The sequence below is a fragment of the Psychrobacter sp. 1U2 genome, assembly GCF_051847575.1.
The window spans coordinates 1-564 of the sequence record NZ_JBPYDC010001604.1 but is presented as its reverse complement, the minus strand read 5'-3'; the positions used below and the strand labels follow the sequence as shown (position 1 = coordinate 564).

1 protein-coding gene is annotated in these 564 nt (G+C 34.4%); it reads right to left on the bottom strand.

Going from position 1 to position 564, the window contains the following annotated elements; genetic code table 11:
• Window positions 1–263, bottom strand: a 263-nt coding sequence (locus ACS8FD_RS23420; RefSeq protein WP_459252183.1) for a COG4315 family predicted lipoprotein, incomplete at its 3' end; no start/stop codon positions are given.
• Window positions 264–564 lie beyond the last annotated feature (301 nt).

Genomic DNA, 564 nt, shown 5'->3' with positions numbered 1-564 from the left:
ATAAATGCAGGCCAAGCTACCAAGCAAGCACTACCACATTCTGATTTATTCATCGAATCTTTATCAAAAGTATATAAAGTCATATGATTGGTTGCATCAACCAGCATACCGTTTTTACTCGCCACTGGTACAGTGTTATTGCTCGTCGCTTGCACATCATGCATACCTGATGTGTCATTGCCAAATACGTTGTTTAACGTAGAGCACCCTGTGAGCGTCAAAACTCCTGTCAACGCAGACAACATAAGAATATTTTTCATCATAACTTCCTTGTAATTAAAAACAATATGGGTTCAAATTTATATGTCTCTTTTTACTTGTGGTCTTTTATCTTAGCGTTTGTTTAGCGATGTCTTTAACCATACAATATACGCCTAAATCCGACTGCAAGCGTCTCAATATAGCATACGCTACAAACCTGTCGTTTCCATTAGAATATAATTTTACAAAAGCGCCTTAAACTTACAAATTAATTAAAAACGTCCATTTTTTATTATTCAAATACCATATAGGTATTTTTTGATAAAGTTTTGATATTGCCTGCTCATTTAAAATGTCCTGTTT